We start from the raw sequence: 24,034 nt of genomic DNA, 5'->3' as shown, positions 1-24,034 counted from the left end.
ACTCTCGATGGCCATCCACGGGCTCAGCGCCAGCCGAGCTCCGGGGCGACGTGCGTCAGTACACTCTCGATGACGTGGGCGTTGTAGTCGACGCCGAGCTGGTTCGGGACGGTCAGGAGCAGCGTGTCCGCGGCCGCGATGGCCTCGTCCTCGGAGAGGGCGGCGACGAGCCGCTCCGGCTCGTCGGCGTAGGTCTTGCCGAACCGCGCGAGGCCGCCCTCGAGCTGGCCGACCTGGTCCTGGCTGCCGGACTCGCGGAAGAAGTACTGCCGATCCAGCTCATTGATGATGGGGAAGATGCTCCGGCTCACAGAGACTCGCGGCTCGCGCTCGTGACCCGCGGCCTTCCACGCGTCCCGGAACCGCTGGATCTGCTCCGCCTGGAGCTGGTGGAACGGCACGCCCGTGTCCTCGGTCAGCAGCGTGCTGCTCATGAGGTTCATGCCCAGCTCGGCCGTCCACTCCGCCGTGGCTCGCGTGCCGGCCCCCCACCAGATGCGGTCGCGCAGCCCGGGCGAGTGCGGCTCGATGCGCAGCAGGCCGGGCGGGTTGGGGAACATCGGCCGCGGGTTCGGCTCTGCGAAGCCCTCTCCCTTGAGGAGCTCGAGGAAGACCTGGGCGTGCTCGCGCGCCATGGAGGCCGCGTCCGAGCCCTCGGCCGGCACGTGCCCGAAGTAGCGGAAGCCGTCGATGACCTGCTCGGGCGATCCCCGGCTGATCCCCAGCTGCAGTCGCCCACCGGAGATGACGTCCGCAGCACCGGCGTCCTCGGCCATGTGGAGCGGGTTCTCGTAGCGCATGTCGATGACGCCGGTGCCGATCTCGATCCGGTTCGTCCGTGCTCCGACGGCAGCGAGCAGCGGGAACGGCGAGGCGAGCTGGCGCGCGAAGTGGTGGACCCGGAAGTACGCGCCATCGGCACCGAGCTCCTCGGCCGCAACAGCCAGCTCGATGGACTGCAGGTGCGCATCGGCGGCCGAGCGCGTCTGCGAATGGGGCGAGGGCGTCCAGTGCCCGAACGACAGGAAACCGATCTTCTTCATCAGACCTCCACGTGCATGGTGATCAGCCCCACTTCTCGGCGAGAGCGGTGATGACCTTGAGATTGCGATTCGTGGCCGGCCCGAGGATCTTCTCAATGGCGGCGTTGGACACCTTTGCTGTGCCGTAGGGAACATCGAGGAGCAGGTGAACCGCCCTGCCGCGCACGTAGATTCGCTCGCCATCGCGCGAAAGTGCCTCAACCCGCTTGACATCCGCTGCAGCGGGAGTGGCCTTGACGAGGCTCACGTACTGGCCGTATGCCGCTGGGCTCGCTTCCGCGAGGACCGTGGCGTCGGCTGCCACCCGGGTCAGCTCTGCGGGGGTGAGCGCGACGGTCGCGACCGAGAACCCGCGATCGGCCTCGAAGAGGGCCTCGAGGGCACTCTCGATCTTGGCTCGGGACCGGACCGGACTGGTCAAACGGACGTTCCCCGTCTGGATGTGCGTCTCGACGTCGCCGTACCCCGCTTGGGTGAGCACGGCGCGCAGCTCCGCCATCGGATACGCACGTCCACCGACGTTGACGGCCCGGAGGAAGACGATCCAGGTGGACATGAATGCAGGTTACGCGGCCAAACGGGCCCGTCGTCGGGCAGGATGGTCAGGTGGTCGATCCGCGCTCTCTGACTCTCTCAGACTTCCCGGTTCACCGTCCCGTGACCACTCGATGGTCGGACAACGACATGTACGGGCACCTCAACAACGCGGTGTACTACGAGCTGTTCGACTCCGCGATCAACGGGTGGCAGGTCGAGCACGTCACCATCGACCCGCTGACGGACCCGACCCAGGGTGTCGTCGCGGAGTCGAGCTGCACGTTCTACGCGGAGGTCGCCTTCCCCACGCCTCTCGTCGTCGGCCTGCGCATCACGCGGCTGGGCACGAGCAGCGTCACGTACCAGCTGGGACTGTTCGTCGACCCGGAGGCGGCCGAGGTCGGCGACGGCCCACCCAAGGCGTTGGGCCACTGGGTCCACGTCGAGATCGACGCCGACACCCGCCGACCCACGCCGATCCCTGAGCACCTGCGCCGGTTGCTCGAGACGGCGGTCGTGGATGTGCGCGCGCTCGACCCGACCTGACCGCCGCAGTGGACAGCACGGACCCGACTGATGAGAGGTGGGAGGCGTGGAGCGCCCGTGTCGCAAGGGAACTCGAGCAGCTCGGTCCGGGCGACTGGCTGACCTTCGTCGTCCACGTCGACTCGGCGGCGGTGGTCGCAGAGGAGAGGCGTGAGGCACGCAGAGGCTGGCGCCGGGCCTTCGCACCCCCACCGCCGCCCCCGCCCGTGCCCGACGTCTTCCTCCAGGCCCGGCCGATCGAGGGCCTGCTCGCCCTCGAGTGCATCGCTGACGCGGAGTTCGAGGGAGTCACCGACCTCACAGCACGCCAGCTGGAGACCCTGTCCGCGCTGGGCTGGGAGCCCGACCGCGACGACCCTGTTCTCTCCGCGACCTTCGACGTGTCGGACGCAGCCGACGCCGCTGACCTGATCGCCGCGAGCCTTCGCGGCGTGCTCGGCGCCGAGTCACCCGGCCGGGTCGACCTCCGTCGGAGCTCCTGATCCGGCGCTCGCGGCGATCCGGGCACCGGCCCTGCGCATCGCCCACCCCTCCATCGAGTGAACAACATCTGTGCCCAAGAGCTGTTCACTCGATCGTGTGGGACGTCGAGGCGATCCGGGCACCGGCTCTGCGCATCGCCCACCGATAGAGTGGCCGGGCGAACCTCTTGGCGCGCCATGCGATTCGGCCATCCCAGTCGGTGAGAATGATGTCCCGGCGGGCGTCGATCCCCCTGAGGACGATGGCGGCGACCTCCTCAGCGGAGCGCCCGGACCGCTCGAGCAGGCGCTTGCCCGCCGCCTCCATCTCGACATCCGCACCGGCGAACGAGGCGCCCAGACTGGTGCGGAAGAACGCCGGGCACACGACTGACACGGCGATCCCGTGCGGCGCCAGCTCGTGGTCGAGCGTCTCACTGATCGCGACCACGCCCGCCTTGACCGCGTTGTACGACCCCATGCCGGGGGCATGCACGAGACCGGCCAGCGAGGCGACGTTGACGATCTGACCACTGCCCTGCTCCTTGAGGAGCGGCGTGAAGGTCTGACAGCCCCGGACGACGCCGAGCAGGTTGATGTCCACGATCCGGTGCCACTCGTCCATCGTGGCCACGTCGATGCGACCGCCCGTGGCGACACCCGCGTTGTTGATGAGCACGTCCAAGCCGCCCCATGAGTCTCGCACGTGCGCAAGGGCGCTCGACCAGTCAGCGTCCAACCGCACATCCAGGGGCAGGTAGTCGACGACGGCGGGAACGGAGTGCGGGCGGGCTCTCCCGACGTCGGTGGCCAACACGCGGTCGCCACGCTCGGCGAGCGCGCGAGCCAGCGCCAGCCCGAGGCCGGAGGCGGCGCCGGTGACGAGGACGCGCCGCGAGGATGCAGGGGCTGGGAGCGAGCTGAGCGGCATACGGCAGAATGTACGGCCCCCGAGCGCCCAGCTCAGCGGACGCGCAACGTGACCTTGCCGAGGGCACGGCGCTCGTCGATCTCGGCCAGGGCCGCCGCAACGTCCTCGAGCGGATGGGTGCTGCCGATCGGCGGGTCGACCGCGCCGCTCTCCAGCAGGGGCACGAGGGCGCGCCACTGGGTGCGAAGGTAGCCCGGCTCGCTGAGCCACATGGCCCCCCAGGCGACTCCGACGACGCTGATGTTGTTCAGGAGCAGCCGGTTCACCTTCACCTCGGGGATCGCCCCGGCGGTGAAGCCGATGACGAGCACCCGGCCCTCTGGCGCGAGGCTGCGCAGGCTGTCCGTGAACCGGTCTCCCCCGACTGGGTCGACCACGATGTCCACACCACGGCCACCGGTGAGCTCCTTTGCCGAAGCGAGGAACCCGCCAGCATGGACGACGTGGTGGGCCCCCGACCTCTCCGCGACGGTCCGCTTCTCGTCCGAGGACACGACGGCGATGACGCGCGCGCCCATCGCCCTGGCCACCTGGATCGCGGCGGTGCCGATGCCGCCGGCCGCGCCGTGGACGAGCACGGTCTCGCCACGCTCGATCTGACCGCGGCGGACGAGGGCGAAGTGGACGGTGAGGTAGTTCATGAGCAACGCGGCGCCTGCGGTGAAGGAGACGCTGTCCGGCAGCGGGAAGACCATGGCCTCCGGCACCGCGACGGTCTCCGCGAAGGCCCCGAGCATCGGGAAGGCCGCGACCCGGTCGCCCGGCTGGAAGGTGCTGTCGGCACCCCCCGCCCGGCGCACGACACCGGCGCACTCGGCACCGGGGATGAAGGGCAGGTCCGGCCTCATCTGGTAGAGGCCCTTGCTCTGCAGCACGTCGGGGAAGCTGACCCCCGCCTCGTGGACGTCGATGAGGACCTGACCCGGCTCGAGAGTGGGCTCCTCGACCTCCTCGACGGTGACGGCACCGGGCCCTTCGAGGACGGTGACTCTGGCTGCTCGCATGTACGGGACAGTAGCCGGGATCGACGGGCGGCGGGCTGTGACCTCGGCTGACCTCGGCACGTCCCTGCGCCCTACGCTGGCCCGGTGATCGAACCGCTGACGCGCCTGCCAGACGGGACCATCAAGCAGGTCAATCCCTTCACCGGCACCAAGGTGTGGACCTTGCCCGGTCGAGGGCGTCGGCCCTTCAACCGCACGCTTCGTGCCCCGCTGCCCATCGACCCCGTGGACAGCGACCGGGTCTGCTCGTTCTGCCCGGAGCGAGCGCTCGAGACGACTCCCGAGATCGCGCGTCTCGTCCGTGACTCCGAGGGGCCGGGGGGTTGGCGCGAGGTGTCCGGCCTGACCGCCGAGGAGGTCTCCGCGAGTCCTGCGGAGTTCCGGCTGGTGCCGAACCTCTTCGAGATCCTCTCCTTCGACTACTGGCACCTGGTCCATGGCTGGCAGCCGACCCACGCCATGCAGGCCCACCAGCGTGCCTACCTCGCCACGCCGGGCGGGCGCGCGCACGTGGCGCGGTTGGCTCGGACCCGGATGGCCGCACGGGCAGCAGACCGCGGGCTCGACGCGTCGGTGGACGAGCCACTTGGAGGCGAGGAAGTCGAGCGCGAGGCGGTGGGGCTCTTCGCCGGCAACCACCTGCTCGTCGTCGCTCGCCACCACTTCGAGCCCGGGGCGCTGGACGACACCCTGCTACGTGGCTCGGGACGGCTGACGCCCGAGGAGCACTGGGGGTACGTCCAGTTCGCGATCACTGCAATGCAGGGTCTCTACCGTGACAACGAGCACGCCCGCTACGTCAGCGTGTTCCAGAACTGGCTCCAGCCGGCGGGCGCCTCGTTCGACCACCTCCACAAGCAGGTCGTCGCCATCGACGAGCTCGGCGCCCAGCTGGAGCGCGAGGCGGAGCAGGTGGCCCTCGAGCGGGACCTCTATGGGCGATGGGGACACGAGTATGCCGCCACGCAAGGGCTGGTCGTCGCCCGGACAGCGACCGCGGTGGCCTTCGTCGGCATCGGCCACCGCTACCCCTCGCTCGAGGTGCACTCCCTCGTCACGGACCGGTGTCCCTGGGAGCTGTCCATCGACGAGGTCAGGGACTTCTCGGACCTGCTGCACGCCTGCCATGCGGCGACCGGCGTCGAGGTGCCGAGCAACGAGGAGTGGCACCACCGGCCGCCGTCCCTCGACCTGCCCATGCCGTTGCGCGCCGTCCTCAAGTGGCGGATCTCGACGCTCGCGGGCTTCGAGGGCGGGACGAAGATCTTCGTCAACACGGTCAGCCCGTGGTCGGTCCACGAGCGCGCGATGGGACGCCTCGCGGCCCTCGCTGCCGCCGGGGAGCTGTCCGACCGGCTGCGCCTCGCGGATGCCGGGGTCAGCGGAACGCCATCGACGCCGTGACGTCGCCACGGAGCAGCTCGCGGCGATCGGGCAGGTAGCTCTGGCGCATCAGCCACGGCGCCCGGTCCCCCTGGTGAGGAAGGCTGCCCTCCGCACGCCGGATGTATCCGGACCGCAACGGCAGCAGCGGCCGCCGGTCCATCCCCTGAGGCGGCTGTGGAACCGCGACGCGCAACCCGTGCTTGTCGAGGTGGGCAAGGAGGCGGCAGACGTAGCGCGCGGCGAGGTCGGCTCGCAGCGTCCAGGACGCGTTGACGTACCCGAGGCTGAAGGCGAGGTTGGGGACACCGCCGAGCATGAGTCCCCGGTAGACGAGAAGGTCCGACTGCGGACATCGCTCGCCGTCCAGGGAGATGTCGATGCCACCCGTGACGAGCAGCCTCAGGCCGGTCGCCGTGACGATGACGTCTGCGGCCAGCTCGCGGCCCGAGGTGAGCCGGATACCTGGTGGCGTGAACCTCTCGATCGTGTCCGTGACGACCTCGACCCGCCCATCCCGGATCGTCTGGAACAGGTCGCCGTCCGGCACGATGCAGAGGCGTTGGTCCCAGGGGTCGTAGCGCGGCGTGAAGTGTTGCTCGACGAGAGCCGGATCACCGAGGGCCCGCACCGTCCCTCGGGTGATCAGGCGGCTCGCCAGTCGGGGCGCGCGCCGACACAGCTCGTAGAACCCGAACGTCAGCAGGGCGTTCTTGTGGCGGACGGCGTCCGCCGCCAGACGGGGTGGCAGCACCCGGCGGCATGCTGCAGCCATGGGGTCACGTCGAGGCCGCGTCATCACCCAGGACGGCGAACGCTGGAGGATCGTGGTGCGCGCCCCGAGCTGGGCGAGCGCCGGAGCGAGCGTGACTGCAGTGGCACCGGATCCGATGATGACGACGCGGCGGTTGGCGACGTCCAGCGCCTCGGGCCAGAACTGGGGGTGGACGATCGAACCGGCGAACTCGGCCTCGCCGGGGAACTCGGGGCGATGGCCCTGTGCGTAGTCGTAGTAGCCGCTGCACAGGAGCAGGAACCCGCAGGTGAGCTGGCGCACCCCGTCCCCGTGCCTGATCGTCAGGGTCCACCGCTCCTCGCTGCTCGACCAGTCGGCGGCGACCACGCGGTGGCCGTGGCGGACCTGCCGGTCGATACCGTGCCTGGCCGCACTGTGTCTGATGTAGGCGAGGATCCGGTCACCGTCGGCGATGGACTCTGCATCGGTCCAGGGCTCGAACGGGAAGCTGAGCGTCCCCATGTCCGAGTCGGACCGCACGCCCGGGTAGCGGAAGAGGTCCCAGGTGCCGCCCATCGCATCGCGTGCCTCGAGGATGGCGAAGCGCTTGGCCGGCAGCTCCGTCTGCAACCGGTAGGCCGCATCGATCCCCGAGATGCCGGCGCCGACGATGACCACGTCGATGTGCTCGAGAGGTGTCAGCGCAGTCACGAACGTCATTGTGACGTATGCCGCTGGGCTTGCTACCCGACAGTAGGTGGCCGATACGCTCGGCCGGGTGAGCGCCTTTCCCCATCTCCTCGAGCCCGTCGACCTCGGCTTCACGACGCTGCGCAACCGCGTCGTCATGGGCTCGATGCACACGGGGCTCGAGGACCGCAGCACGGACTTCGACCGGCTCGCGGCGTACTTCGCCGAACGCGCCCGCGGCGGCGTCGGCCTCATGGTCACCGGCGGGTTCGCGCCCAACCTCGAGGGCACGCTCTATCCGGGGGGCTCGGTGCTCATGACGAGTCGCCAGGCACGGCGCCATCGGCGGATCACGGACGCGGTCCACCGCGAGGGCGGCAAGATCGCGTTGCAGATCCTCCACGCCGGCCGCTACGCGTATCACCCGTTGGCGGTCACGGCGACGACGGGCAAGGCACCCATCTCACGCTTCACCGCGCGAGGGCTGTCCGAGCGGGGTGTCCGCCGGCAGGTGGACGCCTACGCAAGGTGTGCCCGGCTGGCGCGTGAGGCCGGCTACGACGGCGTGGAGATCATGGGGTCCGAGGGCTACTTCCTCAACCAGTTCCTCGCGCCTCGGACCAACCACCGTCGCGATGCGTACGGCGGCACGCCGGAGAAGCGACGCCGCCTCCCGGTCGACGTCGTGCGGGAGGTGCGTGAGGCTGTGGGACCGGACTTCATCATCATCTACCGCCTGTCCATGCTCGACCTCGTCCCCGAGGGCCAGACCTGGGACGAGATCGTGGCGCTTGCCAAGGAGGTCGAGGCCGCCGGGGCGACGGTGATCAACACCGGTATCGGCTGGCACGAGGCCCGCGTGCCGACCATCGTCACGTCCGTTCCGCGGGGCGCCTTCGTCGAGGTGACGGCGCAGCTGCGGCCGGAGGTCGGCATCCCGGTCATTGCCTCGAACCGGATCTCGATGCCCGACCTCGCCGAGCGCATCGTCGTGGACGGCAAGGCGGACCTCGTCTCGATGGCTCGGCCGTTCCTCGCCGACCCGGACTGGGTGCGCAAGGCAGCCGAGGGCCGCGCGGAGGAGATCAACACGTGCATCGCCTGCAACCAAGCCTGTCTGGACCACACCTTCGCGAAGCAGACCGCGACGTGCCTCGTCAACCCGCGCGCAGCCCACGAGACGCTGCTCGTCCTGGCACCGACCCGCACCGTCAAGCGAGTGGCCGTCGTCGGCGCCGGGCCGGCGGGGCTTGCGACGGCCGTGGCGGCAGCCGAACGGGGCCACGACGTCGAGCTCTTCGAGGCAGCGGACGACATCGGCGGCCAGTTCGCCATAGCGATGCGGATCCCGGGCAAGGAGGACTTCGCCGAGACGATCCGCTACTACCGCCAGCGCCTCGGCCTCGAGGGCGTCAAGGTCCATCTCGGGCGGCGGGCGGAGGTCGAGGACCTCATGGACTTCGACGAGGTGGTTGTCGCCACCGGCGTCGAGCCACGCATCCCGGACATTCCCGGGGTGGACCACCCCAAGGTGCTGACCTATGCGCAGGTGGTGCTCGAGGGCGCGCCCGTGGGTCGGACCGTCGCGGTCATGGGTGCCGGCGGCATCGGCGTCGACGTGTCCGAGTTCCTCACGCACCCACCTCACTCCCTCGCGTCGCCGCTCAGCGTCGAGGAGTGGATGGCCGAGTGGGGTGTCGGCGCACCCGACGCCTCGCGCGGCGGGCTCATCGAGGCTGCGCCAGCACCTTCACCACGTGAGGTACACCTGCTGCAGCGGAAGTCGTCCTCGATCGGCAAGGGGCTGGGTAAGACGACCGGATGGGTGCACCGAGCGTCCTTGAAGGCAAAGGGCGTCCACCAGCATGTCGGGGTCAACTACGAGCGCATTGACGACGCCGGACTGCACGTCAGCTTCGGCGAGGATCGACGGGACCCGACAGTGCTCGACGTCGAGACCATCGTGGTGTGCACCGGCCAGGAGTCGGTCGACACGCTCAGTGACGCCCTGGCCGAGCTCGGAGTGAGCGCCCATGTCATTGGCGGCGCCGACGTCGCCGCCGAGCTCGACGCGAAGCGCGCCATCAAGCAGGGCACCGAGCTCGCCGCCCGCCTGTAAGGGCCGCCCACCCCGTCGAGTGTGCACTCCGCGGCGCACCCTTCTCGTCGAGTGTGCACTCCGCGCCCGCACCCCCGGGCGTTTACTGCACACTCGACCAAAAGGGGGTCCGCGAGCAGCCCTCTCGTCGAGTGCGCACTCCGCGCCGCACCCCCGGGCGTTTACTGCACACTCGACCAAAGAGGGGGGCCGCGACCACCCGCCCGTCGAGTGTGCACTCCGCGCCCGCACCCCGGGCGTTTACTGCACACTCGACCACAAGGGGGTCCCGGGCACCCGGTCGAGTCAGCGCTGGGCGCGGTGCGAGCCCAGCGGCATACGGACTGACGGCCTGGGTGGTCACCTCACTCGGGCTGGTTCCCGGCGGCACCGTTGATCACGAAGGGCGTCGTGACGCCGTCGTACATGACGTGGGCGACGAGCCCCTCGACGGCGTGCGGAAGCGTGTGGCAGTGGTCGGTCCAGATACCCGGGTTGTCGGCGACGAAGGCCACCTCGTAGCGCTCGCCGGGATGGACGTCGAGGGAGTCGACCCACCACGGACTCCCTTGGGCGGCAACGTCATCGCGCGACAGCACGACGATGTGATGGCCGTGCAGGTGCATCGGGTGGACCTCGCCCGACTCGTTGGCGAGGCGCATGAGGACGACGTCGCCCTCGCGCACGTGGAACATCGGCACGTCCGGGAACATGCGCCCGTTGATCGTCCAGAACAGGCCCGGCCGGCCGTCGATGAGACCGGGCCGACGACCGATGACATAGTCGTAGGTGCGATCCGGGCGCTCGGGGTCGAAGCCGAGGGGCAGCGGCGAGCCATAGCTGAGCAGGTCGAGGTCCTGCTGGGGATGGCGCACCTTCGCGGCCTCGGCTCCCGGGGGCCCAACCACGACGCTCCGCGCACCGCCCACGTGCACGCGGGCGGCCCCCTCAGCCGGCGCGACGATCTCGACGTCGACGCGGCCACCGGCGGGCACGAGCACGCGTCGTCCGGTGACGTCGCTCGGCTCGTTGACGTCACGACCATCCACCGCGACGACGCGGAACCCCTGAGATGCCCAGACGGCTGCGGTCCCCTGGTCCGTGTTGATGACCCGGACCCTGACCCGCTCCCCCCGCCTTGCCTCGACGTGCTCGTCCTCGACCCGCCCGTTGAGCGTGTGCTGGCCCTCGTAGACGTGCAGGAGGGCGACCGCATCCGCGGCCGTGGGGGTCGCTGGCGTGGCGGGCTCGATGACGACGGCTCCGAGGAGGCCCCGTTCGACCTGCTCGTGCGACAGCTGGTGCGCGTGGTACCAGTACGTCCCCGCGTCGTCGGCCCCGAACCGGTACACGTACCGCCCGCCGACCGGGACCGCGTCCTGGGTGACCCCGGCCACCCCGTCGGCCGCGTTGGGGACGTCCATGCCGTGCCAGTGGAGCGTCGTCCCGCCGGTCACCGACTCGTTGACGAGCGTCACCTCCACGAGATCCCCCTGCCGCGCGCGGATCGTGGGACCGGGCGAGCTCCCGTTGATGGTGAACCCCTCGACGGTGCGGCCACCCGGGAGCTGGATGGGCCCGCTCCCCGCGACGAGCTCGACCCGGACGTCGGCCGGCGCACTCGGGTCAGCGGTCAGCGCCGTCACACTGACTCCGCTCCCGCGCGCATGGCCCACGTGTGCTGCGTCGACGCCCATGGCCAGGACCGAGTACTCGCCCAGCCGGCTCGAGGACCACGCCAGGACCGCGAGCGCCAGCGCCGCGGCGAGCCCCAGACCAGCGAGGAGCCGACGGCTCAGGCCAGCCCCTCGGGCAGCTCGCGCAACGTCAGACCGAGGCACTGGCCGTGACGGTGGAGTCGGTGGGCCGGGCCTGGGCCCGGGCCGCCAGCCGCGCCGCGTAGACGGAGCTGAGCAGGATGGCGAGCGCATTGGCACCGTGGAGCAGGCCCAGGTAGGGCAGGTCCTTGATCGAGTAGCCGGCCATGGCCTGCACGATGACGAGCCCCAGGACGACGGCTGCCCACCTCCGAGCACCGGGCACCTTGACGAGGAACGAGACCGCGACGAGCGCGAGGGCGGCGAACGGGATGACCATCCCGCCGACGATCCCGTGGATGGGGAAGCCGAGCTCCCCGGTGAAGTTGTCGGCGGTGCGGCTCTCGACGAGCGCCTTGTCGACGACGCCGCCCCCCTGGACGTAGCCAGCCATCCCGCCGAAGCCGAACGCGATCGCGGCTGCCTGGACGAAGACCCCGCCCGCGATGATCCACGCGAGCACGCTGTAGGTCTTGCGCATGATGTCCCTCCCTGTGTCCTGCCACCCACCCGGGTGCCACATCCACGGTCCCGGAAAGGCTCGGGGGCCCGGAACGGGGCACTCCCCCGTCCGGATGGAGGCCAGCCCCGGGGGAGACCATGGGGGAAACCCGCTCCCCCGAAGGCACTCCGATGGCGGATCATGAGGTGTGCTCGCACGACGCGCGTGGCTCGTGGTACTCGGTGCGGTCGGCACCGGGTCGATCGGCTATGTGCTGCTCGTCCGCGGGATCATGACTCCGGGGTCGCACCCGGGTGAGGGCCTGGGCTGGTTGCTCTTCGGCGTCCTGCCGCTCTATGCCTTCGGCCTGTGGCTGCTCACCGCCACTTCGTCGCGGCTTGCGGTCTACGTTGCCCTCGGTGCCACCGGGTCGGCTGTCGGTTCCGCGTACGAGACCTTCGTCTGGACGCACCTGGACGTGCTGGAGTCACCGACGTTCGCGCTGTTCAACCAGATCGGCCTGACCGCCGACGGACTGTCCGCCACCGGTTTCCTCCTCATGATCGCGTCGTTCCCGGACGGCATCCTCGAACGGCGGTGGCAGCGGGCGGCGCTGCGGCTCGTGTGGCTGGGCGTCCTTGTCGGGCCGGCCACTCTGCTGACCTACGACCACGTCGTGCTGCCCCAGTACATCGGTCTGGACGTCACACCCATCCCCAATCCCTACGTGGTTCCCGCGCTCGAGCCCCTCCAGCCCCTCGTCGACAACGTGCTGCTCGAGTGGTGGGTGATCCCGCTCCTCGCACTGGTCGTCTTCTACTGGCGCGGCCTCTTCAGCGGTGCCGCCCGGCGCGGCCAGATGCGACTCATGGTCATCGCCGTCACGAGCACCCTGGTCATGTACATGCTGTGGGAGACGTCGACCATCATGGGCATCGACGGGACACCATTCGGCACCGCGGTGACCGTTCTCGTCGCAACGTGCATGGCCGCGTTGCCCGTCGCCGGCATCCACGGGATCCTGCGTTACGGCGCCTACGACATCGCCGTCGCAGACCGCGGCCGCGTGGTCATGCGGTCGTCGACCACCCTCATCACGATCATCTACGCCTGGGCGGTCGCCGCGCCCGGCGTGATGCTCTCGCGGGCACTACCCAGCGCAACCGTCGTCCTGATCACGGCCTGCATCGCCGTGCTCCTGCTGCCGGTGCGTGGCTGGCTCTCGCGCTGGATCCGACGCGCGGTCTTCGGCGACCACCACGAGCAGCTCGGGCTCCTCGGCGACCTCGGCACCCGGCTCGAGCAGGCCGTCGACGTCGACGAGGTGCTGAGCCGGCTGGCAGGGGGAGTCCGTGACGGGCTGGGTGCCAGCTGGGTGCGCATCCGTCTCGCCGCGCCCGACGGCCGCACCGTCGACACCCCGGACGCCGTCGCCGGGACGGTGTCGGGTGAGCCGGCGATCGGGCTGGACCTGACACGCGGCGAGATCGTCATCGGCCGCATCGACCTGGGCCCGGCCCGCAGCGGTGCGTACGGCCTGCCCGAGGTGAGCCTGCTCGAGACCGTGGCGCGCCAGGCGACCACCGCCGTCGCGAACGTCAGGCTCACCGCCGAGCTCGCCGACCAGCTCAGGGAGCTGACCGCGTCCCGCACCCGGCTCATCACCGCCCAGGACGAGGAGAGACGCCGGATCGAGCGCAACCTCCATGACGGCATCCAGCAGAGCGTCGTCGCCTTGATCGCAGGACTACGGCTTGCCCGCAACCGCCTCGGCCGCGGCCAGCTGAGCCAGACGGAGCTCGCGGAGCTCCAGGACCAGGCGAGAGAGACGCTGAGCGACCTGCGCGAGCTTGCCCAGGGCATCCACCCCCAGGTGCTCACGGACAACGGGCTCATCCCGGCGATCGAGTCTCGGACGGGGCGTTACCCGATCCCGCTCACCATCGTCGCGAGTGACGAGGTGCGGCATGGGCGATGGAGCGCGGACATCGAAGCAATCGCCTTCTACACCGTGCGAGAGGCGCTGGCCAACGTCGCCAAGCACTCAGGAGCCACTCACGCCAGCGTCGCGGTGTCAACGACGCCCAACAGCCTGCGGGTCGAGGTCTCCGACGACGGGACAGGATTCGACCTCGCTTCCCGCAACGGCTCGCCCGGCGGTCTGGCCAACATCCGTGACCGGGTGGGTGTCGTCGGGGGGCGCGTGAGCGTCACGAGCACTCCGGGGCACGGCACCCGGCTCACCGTCGACCTGCCCATTGACCTGCCCGTCGAGCGGCCACAGGAGGCCGCCCGTGTCTGAACCGTTGCGGATCGTCATCGCCGAGGACAACTACCTCGTCCGCGAGGGGCTGCGCCGGCTCCTCGAGGACTCCGGCCAGATCACGGTGCTGGCCTGCGTCGGCACGGCGACCGAGCTGCTCGACGCCGTGCGGCGCCTCTCTCCCGACGCCGTGCTCACCGACATCCGGATGCCCCCCACGCACCGGATGGAGGGCATCGAGGCCGCTCACGCCATCCGCGCCACCCACCCTGACATCGGCGTCGTCGTCCTGTCCCAGCACACCGACGAGAGCTATGCCCTCGCGCTCTTCGAGAACGGATCGGCGGGTCTGGGCTACCTCCTCAAGGACCGCGTCGGGGACCTCGAGGACCTCGTCCACGCCCTGACGGAGGTCCGGGGCGGCGGATCGGTCATCGATCCCGCGATCGTCGACACCCTCGTGCGCCGGCGCAGCCGAGGCAGCACGAGCCCCATCGCAGCCCTCTCTCCCCGCGAGCTCGACGTGCTCCGCGAGATGGCCCTCGGCAAGACCAACAGCGGGATCGAGCAGGCTCTCCACCTGTCCTCGTCCACGGTCGAGAAGCACGTGAACTCGATCTTCACCAAGCTGTCCCTGCCGGACACGGGCGTTCATCGCCGCGTGGCGGCGGTCCTGGCCTTCCTCCAGAGTGCCCCCGGCTGAGTTCACACCCCTTCAGGCCGTATGCCGCTGAGCTGGCTTCGCGAGAGCGGCGCGGATCGCGGCCATGGCCTTCCCCACGCCGTCCTCCGCGCGGACTTCCTCTCCGAGGGCGGTGGCCGCCCGCTGCACCTCCGGGCGCGAGGCGGCCCTGATGGCGGCCGCCAGCCGGTCGGCGGAGAGGTGCTTGCGATGGATCGGCGCGGCGCCGACGCCGAGCTCGTGGACGCGACGGCCCCAGTAGGGCTGGTCCGCGATGTGGGGCACGACCACCTGCGGGATCCCTGCCCGCAGTGCGGCCGCCGTCGTCCCGGCGCCGCCATGGTGGATGACGACGGACATCTGCGGGAACAGCACGTCGTGCGGGGCCCCGTCGATGGGTAGGACCGTCTCGGGCAGGTCCTCGGCGTGCAGGCGGCCCCAGCCGGCGTCGAGCACACCGCGCAGGCCGAGCCGCTCGAGCGCCGTGGTGAAGGCCCGCACCACCTCGCCGGGGTCGGCCGTCGCCATCGAGCCGAGCCCGAGATGGACCGGTGGCGACCCGTGGGAGAGGAAGCGGGCCAGGTCGGGTGGCGCCTCCCACGGTGTCGCGCTGTCGACGAACCAGAACCCGGTCGTCGTGAGGTTCGCCCCCCACTCCGGAGCGGGTGGCACGATCCGCGGGCTCACCGCGAGCAGGGTCGGCACCGTCCTGGCTGCGCCCACGTACTCACGGAACGACGCACGCGCCAGGCCGAGCCGGCGCCGGACCACGCCGCCGGTGGAGCGGACGACGTCCCACGCCGCGAAGGCCGCCCCCCAGCCCCAGAGCCGGTTGAGCATCGAGGTCGACCGGGGACGCAATGCGAAGGCGGCCGAGGCCCCAAGGGCTGTGGGCCAGGTCGGCTGGAACATGGCGAAGACGTGGTGCTTGCCGGCCCGGCTCGCGAGGACCTCCATCGCCTCGAAGGTCAGCGGTCCCGAGACGAAGGCATCGGCTCGATCGGCCAGCCGGAGGAGGTCGTCGGCCAGCGGCTCCGCGAGGTGACGGACCGCCTTGCGCATGAGGTATGCCTCGCGTTGCTGGCTGGTGCTGGTGCCGCCGAGCCACTTCTGGCCGAGCTCGCTCCGGACTCCGTCCATGATGCCGAACGAGAAGGGCTCGAAGTCGAGACCGTGCTCCGCGACCAACGGTCCGAAGTCCGCAGCAGCGGCGACCACCACGGTCAGACCCTCGCGGCGCAGGCGTTGCCCGAGCGCCAGCATCGGCTGGACGTCTCCTCGTGAGCCCATCGCGAGGAGCAGGATCCTCACCCGAGCAGCTCGCGGACCCGCGGAGCCACCTCCGTGGCGTAGAGGCGGATGCTCTCCATGCGCTGGTCGTGCGGGAGTGTGCCCACGGAGTACTTGAGCTGGAAGCGCGTCGCCCCGAGCACGCGCATCGTGTCTGCGATCTTCTGTGCCACCGTCTCAGGCGAGCCGCAGTACATCGCACCCTCCGGCCCGAGCTGCTGCCTGGCCTGCTCGATCGTCATCGGAGCCCAGCGACGCTCCCGCCCGAGCTTGTTCATGTACGCCACCGAGTGCGGCAGGAACTCCTCCTGCGCCTGCTCGTCGGTGGCCGCGACGTAGCCGGGCGAGTGGACCCCCAGCGGCCGGGACTCCTTGCCCAGCTCGGCGAGGGCGCGGCGGTAGAGGTCGGCGAGTGGGGCGAACTGCCGGGCCGAGCCACCGATGATGGCGATGACGACGGGGAAGCCGTAGTGCGCGGCACGGACGACCGACTGCGGCGTGCCCCCGACCCCCACCCAGACGGGCAGATGGCCGGACACCGTTGCGGGCTGGACGAACTCGACGTCGACGGGCGGTCGAATCGTCCCCTCCCACCTGACCGGCTGCTCGGCGACGACGGCCGCGAGCAGGCTCAGCTTCTCGTCGAAGAGGGTCTCGTAGTCGGCCAGGTCGAGGCCGAAGAGCGGGAACGACTCGATGAACGAGCCGCGCCCCACCGTGATCTCCGCGCGGCCGAGCGAGATCGCGTCCACCGTCGAGAACCGCTGGAAGACGCGGATGGGGTCGTCCGACGACAGGACCGTGACGGAGGTGCCGAGCCGGATCCGCTCCGTCCGGGTAGCGAGCCCGGCGAGGACCGTGTCCGGCGCAGCGATGGCGTAGTCCCGGCGGTGGTGCTCGCCGACCCCGAAGAAGTCGAGGCCCAACCGGTCGGCGAGCTCGCCCTCGGCCAGCACCTCCCGGATGACGACCGCCGGATGGAGCGGCTGCCCGTCCGGGCCGTTGGCGATGTCGCCGAAGGTGTCGAGGCCGAGTTCGACGTTCATGGACCCATCCTAGGTTTGCGCCGTGGGCCGGGCTCGGAGTCGAGCTTGGACAGCAACGACGCGAGCGTATGCCGCTGGGCTGGCGTGAGTGCCCCGAAGAACTCCGCGGCCCCCTCCTTGCGGAGCGAGTCCGTCTTGGCGAGCACGTCCGTCCCCCGCTCGGTGAGGGCGACCGTCATGGCGCGGCGGTCGGAGGGATCCGGAGCCCGCTCCACGAGGCCACGGGACTCCAGCCGGTCGACGACATCGGTGGCCGACCGCGCGGCGATGCGCAGGTGCTCCGCGACGACACCGAGCCGGGTGGGACCGTGGTGCCCGATGGTCCGCAGCGCCCTCGCCTCGTGCGGCGAGAGCTCGAGCCCGGCGATGTCAGCGAGTCCGGCGGACCAGCGTCGGCGAAGGGCTCGCGCCGCGCCCATGAGCAGCTCGTCGAGCCCCGGCTCGTCGTCTCCGCCACGCTGGGACCTCATGGCGGTGAGCGTAACCAAGCCCAGCGGCATACGGTCAATTTGGAGGGAGACGCTTAATGAGGTAACCTCAGCATCTGAAGGTACGGAGGTGACCACATGACTCAGCTCGAGCACCGCGGCGGCCGCGGCGGCCGCACCCCCGAGAAGGTCGACCCGCAGGACAAGGCACAGCTCGCCGAGTCCCCGGTGTCGCTTCGCCGCGTGGCCGCGCTGTTCCGCCCACACCGGACCCCGGTCGCCATCGTGACGCTCATCATCGTCGCGATCTCGATCATCTCGATGGCGCAGCCCTTCCTGCTGCGTGCCGTCATCGACGAGGCCCTGCCCCAGCAGGACGTGAGCCTGCTCCTCTGGGCCGTCGGCGCCATGCTCGCCGTCACCGTCGTGACGCAGCTGCTCGGCGTCGTCCAGACGTGGATGACGACCTCTGTCGGCCAGCGCGTCATGCACGGACTGCGCACCGACGTCTTCCGCCACCTCCAGCGCCAGTCCGTCGCCTTCTTCACCCGCACGCGCAGCGGGGAGGTCCAGTCCCGTCTGACCCACGACATCTCCGGCATGCAGACGGTCATCACCTCCACCGCGACCTCCATCGCGAGCAACGTGACGACGGCGATCGCCACCACCGTGGCCATGGTGGCCCTGAGCCCGCGGCTGTCCCTGCTCTCGCTCATCGTCATCCCACCGGCGATCTGGACGACCCGTCGGGTTGCCCTGCTCCGCCGGGACATCACGACCCGGCGCCAGCGTCGCCTCGCCGACCTGCACAGCCAGGTCGAGGAGGGCCTCACGGTCAGCGGCGCGACGCTCATCAAGACCCTCGGTGCGTCGGAGCGCGCGGCGGACCGCTTCACCGCGACGTCGACCGACCTCGTCGACCTCGAGCTCCGCTCACAGCTCGCCGGGCGCTACCGGATGGCGACGATGCAGATCATCTTCGCGGCGATCCCCGCCCTCATCTACCTCGCCGCCGGCTTCCCCGCGACGTCGGGCGGCATGACGATCGGCACGCTGATCGCCTTCACCGGACTGCAGGCCGGGATCTTCCGTCCCCTCATGGGCCTGCTCGACGTCGGCGCCTCGTGGATCACCTCGATGGCCCTCTTCAGCAGGATCTTCGGCTACCTCGACCTGCCCGTCGACGTCGCTCCGCCACGGCATCCCGTTGCCCTCGACCTTGCGTCGCTCCGTGGTGAGGTGACCTTCGAGGACGTGAGCCACACGTACGACGGCAAGACGTATGCGGCTGACGACGTCACGCTCGCCGTGCCCGCGGGAACGACGCTGGCTCTCGTCGGCGAGACCGGCTCGGGCAAGTCGACGCTGGCCGGTCTCGTGTCGCGGCTGGCCGACCCGAGCCGCGGTCGGGTCACCATCGACGGGGTCGACCTTCGAGACCTGGCGCCCGAGGACCTGGCCCGGATCGTCGGTGTGGTCACCCAGGAGACCTACCTGGTCCACGCCTCCATCCGCGAGAACCTCCTGCTCGCCGCGCCCGAGGCTACGGATGAACAGCTGTGGCGAGCCCTCGAGACAGCCCAGGTCGCGCTCCTCGTCGCGGGGCTGCCGGCCGGCCTCGACACGGTCGTCGGGGCACGGGGCCACCGCTTCAGCGGGGGCGAGAAGCAGCGGCTCGCCATCGCCCGGACCCTGCTGCGCAACCCGCGCGTCCTGGTGCTCGACGAGGCGACCAGTGCTCTCGACAACGAGACCGAGCGGGAGCTCCAGACGGCTCTGGACCGGCTGATCGCCGGTCGGACGACGATCACCGTCGCCCACCGCCTGTCAACCATCCGCGACGCCGAGCAGATCGCCGTCCTCGACCGCGGCCGGGTCGTCGAGCTCGGGAGCCATGCTGCGCTGCTGGCCCTGGGTGGCCGCTACTCCCGGCTCACGCAGTCCCGGGCCGAGTCCGTGAGCCCGGCGGTCGAGCCTGCCGCCGCCTGATTCGCGACGCGGCCGACCCGACCCGCACCGGGTCAGGCCGGGCCGTAGCCCAGGTGGACGACGCCGTTGTCGTAGACGTCCGTCGCCTTGAGCCGCAGCTTCGTCGGGTCGACACCGTCACGGAAGAGGCGCTCCCCCGTGCCACGCGCGACGGGATAGACGAACAGGTGCAGGTCGTCGACCAGCCCGTCCGCGAGGAGCCCGCGGACCAGCGTGCCGCTTCCGGAGATGTAGATCGTGCCGTCGGTCTCGTCCTTGAGCCGGCGGATCGCATCGGCGTCGTAGGCGCCGAGACGCGTCGAGGGGCCCCAGTCGACGTTGGGCTCGGTCGCGCCCACGACGTACTTGTGGGTGTCGTTGAAGAAGGGGGCGCCCGGGTCGTCCTCGACCGTGCGGGTCGACCAGGCCGGGGCGAACATCTCGTAGGTCCTTCGCCCGAGGAGGATCGCCTTCGCCGAGCCGGTGATCTCGCCAAGGGTCTCGCCCATCCTCGGGTCGAAGCCGTACTCGAACGTCCAGCTCGGGTCCTGATAGACGCCGTCCAGCGCGATGAACTCGTGAACTGCGATGGTGCCCATGCTCGTCCATTCCCTCGTGCTTCTCGACAGTAGCCTCACCCTCGCGAGGTGCGGACTGCCACGTCAACCGTATTTCTCCCATGGCATCGGACGCCTTGGCCTACACATGCTAATGTATGTGCATGTCACTGATGGAGCGCCGACTGCAGGTGCTTCTCGACCAGGACCGGTACGCAAAGGTCGAGGCCGAAGCCCGCGCGAGCGGGCGAAGCGTGGCCGCGGTCATCCGCGATGCGATCGACCTCCTCTTCGACTCCCGGGGAGAGGCCGCCAGGCGCATGGAGTCCGCGCGCCGGCTCCTCGACCTCGCTGACCTCACCGGCAACGAGCCGCCAGCCGGCGACTGGGCCGAGACGAAGCGAGCCATGGACGACGAGCTGGCCGGGAGGCTCGAGAGGTGACGCAGCGGCACGTCTTCATCGACACGACGGTCCTGGCGCACGCGTTCGGTGGGCCGTCGCCGGAACGCACCGTTTCACAGGACATCGTCAGGCGCGCAGCCGCCGACACACTGGTCCTCCACGCCAGCGTCGAGGCGGTCCAGGAGTTCCTTTTCCACCGTCTCCGCCGTTCAGACCGAGGCCCGGCCACTCAAGCAGCGAGGGCGGTGATGGGCCTCTGCGTCCTCCACGACTTCGACGGCGCCGTCCTCGACCGGGCCGTGGATCTGGTGAGCTCTACTCGCCTGGGCGGCCGTGATGCCGTCCACGTGGCCACCGCGCTCCAGCATGGGTTCGACTCGATCGTCTCGTCGGACCGGGACTTCGACGACGTTCCGGGGCTGCGCCGGATCGGGCCGACCGAGGTGTGAAACGGTGGGCCCGTGCAGCTACGTGAGCCCGCGAACCTCGTGTCGCCCAGAGCGATCCGCATGTGGACCGTCCAAGGTGTCATCGTGTCGCTCGTCGTCGGCCTGGCGCAGGTGTTCTGGTGGTTCGTCGACGACGCACCTGAGCGGACGCCACACTACGTCGTGGCGGCGACCTGGCTCGTTCTCGGGATCGCCTACGTGCTCGCCATGCCGCGCTGGCGGTACCGGGTGCACCGCTGGGAGGCCACGCCGCACGCGATCTACACCCAGACCGGCTGGTTCAACCAGGAGCGCCGGATCGCGCCGCTATCGCGGGTGCAGACCGTTGACCTCAAACGTGGACCCGTCGCCCAGCTGTTCCGGCTGGCGAGCGTGACGGTGACGACGGCGTCGGCCGCCGGACCGCTCGAGATCGTCGGCCTCGACCTCGAGGTCGCCCGGCAGCTCGTCGAGAGCCTGACGACCGCTGCCGTGGCCGAGAAGGGCGATGCCACGTGACCGAGCCGACGGCGGGCACGCCGGGCACGCCAGGCAGGGAGGGCAGGGCAGGCACCGAGCAGGAGGCCGAGTGGCAGCGGCTCGACAAGCGCATGCTGCTGATCCATCCGATCCAGACCTTCGTGCGGGCGCTCCCCGCCCTCCTGGCGATCTTCGTCGTCCAGCTCGGCTCCGACGACTCGGACCGCTGGGAGCTCATCGTGCTGCCCGTCATCGTCGCGTTCGGGCTCCTCCGATGGGTCACCACGCGCTACCGGATCAGCGCCGACCAGATCGAGCTCCGGCGCGGGCTGCTCAACAAGCAGACGACGACGGCGCGGCTGGACAAGGTGCGCTCCGTCGACCTCACGGCGGAGGTGCACCACCGCCTCCTCGGCCTCGCCAGGGTCGAGGTCTCGACCGGCTCCGCCGCACGCGAGCGGCTCGTCCTCGACTCGCTCGGCGTGGAGGAGGGACGCCGACTCCGCGCTGAGCTGCTGCACCGCGTCGACCCCGACGTGATCACCCTGCCCCCGCCGACAGGCCAGCCGGCAGGGCTCGAGCCGCCCCGCTCCGCGCCGGGTCCCGCGGGAGGCGACGAGGAGCTGCTGCGGCTCGAGCCGTCCTGGGTCCGTTTCGCGCCCTTCACGATGACCGGTATCGGTTCCGCGGCAGCGATCTTCGGCTTCGCCAGCCAAGGCCTCGGGCGGTTCTCCGAGGAGGGCTACGTCCTCGAGGCCGGGGCCGACTGGGTGCGCAGGCTGGCGTGGTGGGTCGACGTCCTCGGCATCCTCGTCCTCGTCTCCGCGCTGGCCATCGCTGCGTATCTCCTGTCCTTCTGGGGATTCCGCCTGACCCGGAACCGCACGGGCAGCCTGCACACCCGTCGGGGGCTGCTCACGAGTCGCGAGGTCGGCATCGACCACACTCGGGTGCGCGGTGTCGAGCTGGGCGAGCCGCTCGGGCTGCGCCTCGCGGGGGCCCGGCGCCTCAAGGCCGTCAGCACCGGCCTCCAGGGCGAGACGGGCGGAGGCTCCGACTGGCTGGCCCCACCAGCCCCGAGGGCAGTGGTCCTGCCGGTCGCGACGGCCGTCACCGGAGACGCCGAGGCAGTCTCCGGGCCACTGGTACCGCATGGTCCGGCCGCACGGCGCCGGCGCCTGACGCGCGCGATGCTCCTCCCCGTCGTCGTCGCCCTCGCCCTCGGCACAGGCCTGCCGCTGTGGGACTGGCCGGGGTGGCTGCTGTGGGTCGTCCTGCCGCTCGGGGTTGCTGGCTGGTTCCTCGGGTTGGATCGCTATGCCGGCCTGGGCCACGCGGTGACGCCTGCGCACCTGGTCTCCCGCAGCGGATCACTCGACCGGAACCGCGTGGTCCTCACGCGCAACGGCGTGATCGGGTGGAAGGTTCGGCAGTCCTTCTTCCAGCGCCGGGCCGGCGTGGTCACCCTCGTCGCGACGACGGCGGCCGGCCAGCAGCACTACGACCTTCTCGACCTGACCACTGACCGAGCCTACGAGCTCGTCGACGAGCTCAGCCCCGAGCTGTTTGCCCAGTTTCCTGATGCCTGCGCCACGGCTTGACGCCGCTTGGGAATCTGGCGCAAAGTTGAGTCGTTATCACTCAAGAAAGGTGCGCCTGCGCGGCTCCCGGCCGCGCGGCTGTTCGATTCAACTGAGGAGTGACTGTCACATGGCAACGACCTTCGACCCGTTCCGGGAGATGGACCGGCTCTTCGGCCAGGGCTACCGCACAGCGGGACCCGGCCCGATGCCGATGGACCTGTACAAGCGCGGCGAGACGTTCATCGCCGAGATCGACCTCCCGGGCGTCGACCCGACCTCGATCGACATCGACGTGGAGGACCGGACGCTCACGGTTCGCGCGGAGCGCGTTCGGGAGAACCTCGACGACGTCCGCTGGCTCTCGCATGAGCGCCCGACCGGGACGTTCGCCCGCCAGCTCTCGCTCGGTGGCGGGCTGGCCCTCGACCACATCGAGGCGAAGTACCACAACGGCGTCCTCACGCTGACGATCCCCGTCGCCGAGGAGGCCAAGCCCCGCAAGATCACGGTGTCGCACGGCGACGACACGACGGCCATCCAGGGCAGGGCCGAGGCGAGCTGATCGCGATGGAGCCGGAGCCCCGATCTCCACACGGAGGTCGGGGCTCTCGCTATGGTGAGCAACTCCCCGAGCAGGAGGCACAATGGTCGATCGCGCTCGGCGCTGGCACGTCACGCGGAGTCCCAGGTACCTCCGGCTCGCCATTCCCGGTCTCGTGCTCGTCCTGCTCTCAGGTGACTTCTGGGGACAGGGCTGGTGGCCATACCTCGCGCTCCTGCTCGGTCTGGCACTCATCCGATTGCCCCTCCCGACCACGCCGAAGAAGCGGGACATTCCTACGGAGCCGCCGCAGCCGCCGCCCGGCAACTGGACGGGCACTCGCTAGCGCGCCCCCTGCAGGATCCGCACGATCGCGTCGAACCCTCGCGAGCGCGCGTGCTCGATCGGCATGACGCCATCCCTGTCGCCGATCGCCGGGTCCGCATCGGCATCGAGGAGGATCCGCACGATCTCCTGGTGCCGCCGGCCGCCGTCGCCGAGGACCACGGCCTCCAGCATGGCTGTCCACCCCAGGTCGTTGACGTGGTTGACATCGATCCCGGTCCGGACGACGCGCCGCACGTAGTCGACGGGGCCCCGCTCGCTCGCGGGAATGACGGACACTCCACCGAACCGGTTCCGGATCGTCAGGTCCGGGTTCGCCGGGGGCAGCGCC

The 24,034-nt window shown here is 70.4% G+C and carries 25 protein-coding genes; 13 read left to right on the top strand and 12 right to left on the bottom strand.

Going from position 1 to position 24,034, the window contains the following annotated elements; translation table 11 throughout:
* Positions 1 to 23: 23 nt before the first annotated feature.
* Both VJN29_RS11055 and VJN29_RS11050 read right to left on the bottom strand, forming a co-directional pair.
* Positions 24 to 1,043: an LLM class flavin-dependent oxidoreductase gene (locus VJN29_RS11055; protein WP_324143684.1), complete on the bottom strand. Its 1,020-nt coding sequence runs from the start codon at positions 1,041 to 1,043 to the stop codon at positions 24 to 26.
* 22 nt (positions 1,044 to 1,065) lie between these two features.
* On the bottom strand, positions 1,066 to 1,599 hold the full coding sequence (locus VJN29_RS11050; RefSeq protein WP_324143683.1) for a DUF1697 domain-containing protein: 534 nt from the start codon (positions 1,597 to 1,599) through the stop codon (positions 1,066 to 1,068).
* Between the two features lie 101 nt (positions 1,600 to 1,700).
* On the opposite strand from VJN29_RS11050, the gene VJN29_RS11045 reads away from it, so the two are divergent.
* Positions 1,701 to 2,126: a thioesterase family protein gene (locus VJN29_RS11045; RefSeq protein ID WP_324143682.1), complete on the top strand. Its 426-nt coding sequence runs from the start codon at positions 1,701 to 1,703 to the stop codon at positions 2,124 to 2,126.
* An 8-nt stretch (positions 2,127 to 2,134) separates the two neighbouring features.
* Positions 2,135 to 2,608, top strand: a complete 474-nt coding sequence (locus VJN29_RS11040) for a TY-Chap domain-containing protein (RefSeq protein WP_324143681.1) — start codon at positions 2,135 to 2,137, stop codon at positions 2,606 to 2,608.
* An 85-nt stretch (positions 2,609 to 2,693) separates the two neighbouring features.
* Here the strand turns inward: VJN29_RS11040 and VJN29_RS11035 are convergent, their stop codons facing one another.
* Both VJN29_RS11035 and VJN29_RS11030 read right to left on the bottom strand, forming a co-directional pair.
* Positions 2,694 to 3,518 carry an SDR family NAD(P)-dependent oxidoreductase gene (locus tag VJN29_RS11035; protein ID WP_324143680.1) on the bottom strand — a complete coding sequence of 275 codons (825 nt, stop codon included), beginning with the start codon at positions 3,516 to 3,518 and terminating at the stop codon, positions 2,694 to 2,696.
* 32 nt (positions 3,519 to 3,550) lie between these two features.
* Positions 3,551 to 4,522, bottom strand: coding sequence for an NADPH:quinone oxidoreductase family protein (locus VJN29_RS11030; RefSeq protein ID WP_324143679.1), 972 nt, complete (start codon positions 4,520 to 4,522; stop codon positions 3,551 to 3,553).
* An 84-nt stretch (positions 4,523 to 4,606) separates the two neighbouring features.
* On the opposite strand from VJN29_RS11030, the gene VJN29_RS11025 reads away from it, so the two are divergent.
* Positions 4,607 to 5,926, top strand: coding sequence for a DUF4921 family protein (locus VJN29_RS11025; protein WP_324143678.1), 1,320 nt, complete (start codon positions 4,607 to 4,609; stop codon positions 5,924 to 5,926).
* Here the strand turns inward: VJN29_RS11025 and VJN29_RS11020 are convergent.
* Entirely contained in the window at positions 5,901 to 7,352 is a 1,452-nt protein-coding gene (locus tag VJN29_RS11020; RefSeq protein WP_324143677.1) for an NAD(P)/FAD-dependent oxidoreductase, read from the bottom strand. The genes VJN29_RS11025 and VJN29_RS11020 overlap by 26 nt on opposite strands.
* A 67-nt stretch (positions 7,353 to 7,419) precedes the next feature.
* Here VJN29_RS11020 and VJN29_RS11015 point away from each other — a divergent pair, with 67 nt between their 5' ends.
* Positions 7,420 to 9,450 carry an NADPH-dependent 2,4-dienoyl-CoA reductase gene (locus tag VJN29_RS11015; RefSeq protein WP_324143676.1) on the top strand — a complete coding sequence of 677 codons (2,031 nt, stop codon included), beginning with the start codon at positions 7,420 to 7,422 and terminating at the stop codon, positions 9,448 to 9,450.
* Between the two features lie 344 nt (positions 9,451 to 9,794).
* On the opposite strand, the gene VJN29_RS11010 is transcribed toward VJN29_RS11015, so the two are convergent.
* A complete protein-coding gene (locus tag VJN29_RS11010) occupies positions 9,795 to 11,270 on the bottom strand; it encodes a multicopper oxidase family protein (protein ID WP_324143675.1) in 1,476 nt (491 codons plus the stop codon).
* Positions 11,257 to 11,727 (bottom strand): hypothetical protein, encoded by a 471-nt coding sequence (locus VJN29_RS11005; protein ID WP_324143674.1) that lies wholly within the window; start codon positions 11,725 to 11,727, stop codon positions 11,257 to 11,259. Before VJN29_RS11005 ends, VJN29_RS11010 begins: the two co-directional genes overlap by 14 nt.
* 169 nt (positions 11,728 to 11,896) lie before the next feature.
* On the opposite strand from VJN29_RS11005, the gene VJN29_RS11000 reads away from it, so the two are divergent.
* On the top strand, positions 11,897 to 13,990 hold the full coding sequence (locus VJN29_RS11000) for a sensor histidine kinase (RefSeq protein ID WP_324143673.1): 2,094 nt from the start codon (positions 11,897 to 11,899) through the stop codon (positions 13,988 to 13,990).
* Positions 13,983 to 14,654, top strand: a complete 672-nt coding sequence (locus tag VJN29_RS10995) for a response regulator transcription factor (protein ID WP_324143672.1) — start codon at positions 13,983 to 13,985, stop codon at positions 14,652 to 14,654. The genes VJN29_RS11000 and VJN29_RS10995 overlap by 8 nt, the downstream gene beginning before the upstream one ends.
* A 12-nt stretch (positions 14,655 to 14,666) precedes the next feature.
* Here VJN29_RS10995 and VJN29_RS10990 read toward each other — a convergent pair whose 3' ends face one another.
* The 3 genes from VJN29_RS10990 to VJN29_RS10980 are packed head-to-tail and all read right to left on the bottom strand — an operon-like array spanning position 14,667 to position 17,439.
* Positions 14,667 to 15,944 (bottom strand): glycosyltransferase, encoded by a 1,278-nt coding sequence (locus VJN29_RS10990; RefSeq protein WP_324143671.1) that lies wholly within the window; start codon positions 15,942 to 15,944, stop codon positions 14,667 to 14,669.
* A complete protein-coding gene (locus VJN29_RS10985; protein ID WP_324143670.1) occupies positions 15,941 to 16,969 on the bottom strand; it encodes an LLM class flavin-dependent oxidoreductase in 1,029 nt (342 codons plus the stop codon). Before VJN29_RS10985 ends, VJN29_RS10990 begins: the two co-directional genes overlap by 4 nt.
* Positions 16,966 to 17,439, bottom strand: a complete 474-nt coding sequence (locus VJN29_RS10980; protein WP_324143669.1) for a MarR family winged helix-turn-helix transcriptional regulator — start codon at positions 17,437 to 17,439, stop codon at positions 16,966 to 16,968. Before VJN29_RS10980 ends, VJN29_RS10985 begins: the two co-directional genes overlap by 4 nt.
* 96 nt (positions 17,440 to 17,535) lie before the next feature.
* On the opposite strand from VJN29_RS10980, the gene VJN29_RS10975 reads away from it, so the two are divergent.
* A complete protein-coding gene (locus VJN29_RS10975) occupies positions 17,536 to 19,386 on the top strand; it encodes an ABC transporter ATP-binding protein (protein WP_324143668.1) in 1,851 nt (616 codons plus the stop codon).
* A gap of 32 nt (positions 19,387 to 19,418) precedes the next feature.
* Here the strand turns inward: VJN29_RS10975 and VJN29_RS10970 are convergent, their stop codons facing one another.
* Positions 19,419 to 19,964 (bottom strand): dihydrofolate reductase family protein, encoded by a 546-nt coding sequence (locus VJN29_RS10970; RefSeq protein WP_324143667.1) that lies wholly within the window; start codon positions 19,962 to 19,964, stop codon positions 19,419 to 19,421.
* Positions 19,965 to 20,086: 122 nt separating this feature from the next.
* Here VJN29_RS10970 and VJN29_RS10965 point away from each other — a divergent pair, with 122 nt between their 5' ends.
* The 6 genes from VJN29_RS10965 to VJN29_RS10940 all read left to right on the top strand — a co-directional run bounded on the left by VJN29_RS10965 (position 20,087) and on the right by VJN29_RS10940 (position 23,704).
* Complete coding sequence (locus VJN29_RS10965; RefSeq protein WP_324143666.1) at positions 20,087 to 20,365, top strand: ribbon-helix-helix protein, CopG family; 279 nt, start codon at positions 20,087 to 20,089, stop codon at positions 20,363 to 20,365.
* Complete coding sequence (locus tag VJN29_RS10960; protein WP_324143665.1) at positions 20,362 to 20,775, top strand: type II toxin-antitoxin system VapC family toxin; 414 nt, start codon at positions 20,362 to 20,364, stop codon at positions 20,773 to 20,775. Before VJN29_RS10965 ends, VJN29_RS10960 begins: the two co-directional genes overlap by 4 nt.
* Before the next feature lie 12 nt (positions 20,776 to 20,787).
* Complete coding sequence (locus VJN29_RS10955; protein WP_324143664.1) at positions 20,788 to 21,273, top strand: PH domain-containing protein; 486 nt, start codon at positions 20,788 to 20,790, stop codon at positions 21,271 to 21,273.
* Positions 21,270 to 22,835, top strand: coding sequence for a PH domain-containing protein (locus VJN29_RS10950; RefSeq protein ID WP_324143663.1), 1,566 nt, complete (start codon positions 21,270 to 21,272; stop codon positions 22,833 to 22,835). The genes VJN29_RS10955 and VJN29_RS10950 overlap by 4 nt, the downstream gene beginning before the upstream one ends.
* A gap of 109 nt (positions 22,836 to 22,944) precedes the next feature.
* Positions 22,945 to 23,379, top strand: a complete 435-nt coding sequence (locus VJN29_RS10945) for an Hsp20/alpha crystallin family protein (protein ID WP_324143662.1) — start codon at positions 22,945 to 22,947, stop codon at positions 23,377 to 23,379.
* 82 nt (positions 23,380 to 23,461) lie between these two features.
* The gene (locus tag VJN29_RS10940) at positions 23,462 to 23,704 is read left to right on the top strand and encodes a hypothetical protein (RefSeq protein ID WP_324143661.1); all 243 of its coding nucleotides are present in this window, start codon (positions 23,462 to 23,464) and stop codon (positions 23,702 to 23,704) included.
* On the opposite strand, the gene VJN29_RS10935 is transcribed toward VJN29_RS10940, so the two are convergent.
* Positions 23,701 to 24,034: ankyrin repeat domain-containing protein (locus VJN29_RS10935; protein ID WP_414654342.1), on the bottom strand; the 334-nt coding region annotated here is incomplete at its 5' end. The two genes, VJN29_RS10940 and VJN29_RS10935, sit on opposite strands and share 4 nt — an antisense overlap.

The organism is Intrasporangium sp. (assembly GCF_035280925.1).
In the GTDB taxonomy this organism is placed as follows: domain Bacteria; phylum Actinomycetota; class Actinomycetes; order Actinomycetales; family Dermatophilaceae; genus Intrasporangium.
The sequence above is the reverse complement of the archived record's forward strand: the minus strand, read 5'-3'. Positions and strand labels throughout refer to the sequence as shown.

Bases quoted from the DNA above. Each gene is read 5' to 3' on its own strand.
- VJN29_RS10975 (WP_324143668.1), top strand. From the start codon at position 17,536: ATGACTCAGCTCGAGCACCGCGGCGGCCGCGGCGGCCGCACCCCCGAG.
- VJN29_RS11005 (WP_324143674.1), bottom strand. From the start codon at position 11,727: ATGCGCAAGACCTACAGCGTGCTCGCGTGGATCATCGCGGGCGGGGTC.
- VJN29_RS10985 (WP_324143670.1), bottom strand. From the start codon at position 16,969: ATGAACGTCGAACTCGGCCTCGACACCTTCGGCGACATCGCCAACGGC.
- VJN29_RS10945 (WP_324143662.1), top strand. From the start codon at position 22,945: ATGGCAACGACCTTCGACCCGTTCCGGGAGATGGACCGGCTCTTCGGC.
- VJN29_RS11035 (WP_324143680.1), bottom strand. From the start codon at position 3,518: ATGCCGCTCAGCTCGCTCCCAGCCCCTGCATCCTCGCGGCGCGTCCTC.
- VJN29_RS11030 (WP_324143679.1), bottom strand. From the start codon at position 4,522: ATGCGAGCAGCCAGAGTCACCGTCCTCGAAGGGCCCGGTGCCGTCACC.
- VJN29_RS10970 (WP_324143667.1), bottom strand. From the start codon at position 19,964: ATGGGCACCATCGCAGTTCACGAGTTCATCGCGCTGGACGGCGTCTAT.
- VJN29_RS11055 (WP_324143684.1), bottom strand. From the start codon at position 1,043: ATGAAGAAGATCGGTTTCCTGTCGTTCGGGCACTGGACGCCCTCGCCC.
- VJN29_RS11050 (WP_324143683.1), bottom strand. From the start codon at position 1,599: ATGTCCACCTGGATCGTCTTCCTCCGGGCCGTCAACGTCGGTGGACGT.
- VJN29_RS10965 (WP_324143666.1), top strand. From the start codon at position 20,087: ATGTCACTGATGGAGCGCCGACTGCAGGTGCTTCTCGACCAGGACCGG.
- VJN29_RS10980 (WP_324143669.1), bottom strand. From the start codon at position 17,439: ATGAGGTCCCAGCGTGGCGGAGACGACGAGCCGGGGCTCGACGAGCTG.
- VJN29_RS10940 (WP_324143661.1), top strand. From the start codon at position 23,462: ATGGTCGATCGCGCTCGGCGCTGGCACGTCACGCGGAGTCCCAGGTAC.